Raw genomic sequence first — 1,066 nt, 5'->3', positions numbered from 1 at the left:
AGGGTCGGGTGTCGTCGCGGAGGGCAAGTTCACAAGCGATCGCGGGTTCGTCGCAGACAATCTGCTCGCCAAGCATGACGAGCGCTACATGCCACCTGAGATCGCCGCCAAGATGCCCGCGCCGGATACGCTTGCCAAATGAACGTTAGCGCATGATCGCCGAAGCCGGGCTGGCAGCATTGTGGCTGGCCGCAGCGCTGGCGCTGTTGCAGCTGGCGATGGCAGGGCTAGGAATGTGGCTGAAGCAGGACGAGCTGGTCGCGGCGGTGCGACCGGTGGCGGTCGTGCAGGGGCTGCTCGCGGCGCTTTCGTTCGGGTTGCTGGTCACCCTGTTCCTGCAATCCGATATGTCCGTGCTGCTGGTCGCGACGAACAGCCACTCGGCTAAGCCGCTGCTGTACAAATTCGCGGGCGCATGGGGGAACCATGAAGGCTCAATGCTGCTTTGGGTTACCGTGCTGGCGCTTGCCGGGGCGGCGATCGGGTTAATTGAGCGCAAGCTGGACCGGGCGACGCTGACGGCGACATTGGGCGCGCAGGCGTTCATTGCGATCGGCTTCTATGCGTTCCTTCTGATCGCCTCCAATCCGTTCGCGCGGCTCGACCCGGCGGCGCCCGATGGGATGGGGCTAAACCCATTGTTGCAGGATCCGGGTTTGGCGTTCCATCCGCCGACCTTGTATTTCGGCTATGTCGGGCTTTCGATGGCCTTCTCCTTTGCTGTCGGCGCGATGATAACGCGTGAGGTGGGACCTGTCTTCGCGCGCGCCATGCGGCCATGGGTGCTGGCGGCATGGGTGTTCCTGACTATCGGGATCACGGCGGGCAGCTATTGGGCCTATTATGAGCTGGGCTGGGGCGGTTGGTGGTTCTGGGATCCGGTCGAGAATGCGTCGCTGATGCCGTGGTTGGCGGCGACGGCATTGCTGCATTCGGTGAACGTGCTGGCGGCGCGCGACGGGCTGCGGGCGTGGACGCTGATGCTGGCCGTGGTGGCGTTCTCAATGTCGATGGTGGGGACGTTCCTCGTTCGATCGGGCGTTTTGACGAGCGTGCATGCGTTCGC

At 63.9% G+C, this 1,066-nt stretch carries 2 protein-coding genes; both read left to right on the top strand.

What is annotated here, in order from left to right; translation table 11 throughout:
- Positions 1–142 (top strand): cytochrome c maturation protein CcmE domain-containing protein (locus U1769_RS25420; protein WP_332720933.1); only part of this gene is annotated, 142 nt, incomplete at its 5' end.
- Between the two features lie 10 nt (positions 143–152).
- Positions 153–1,066, top strand: a 914-nt coding sequence (locus U1769_RS25415; RefSeq protein ID WP_332720932.1) for a heme lyase CcmF/NrfE family subunit, incomplete at its 3' end; no start/stop codon positions are given.

The sequence above is a fragment of the Parasphingomonas zepuensis genome (assembly GCF_036663735.1).
Lineage (GTDB): Bacteria > Pseudomonadota > Alphaproteobacteria > Sphingomonadales > Sphingomonadaceae > Sphingomonas.
This window is presented reverse-complemented; position numbering and strand designations above follow the sequence as displayed.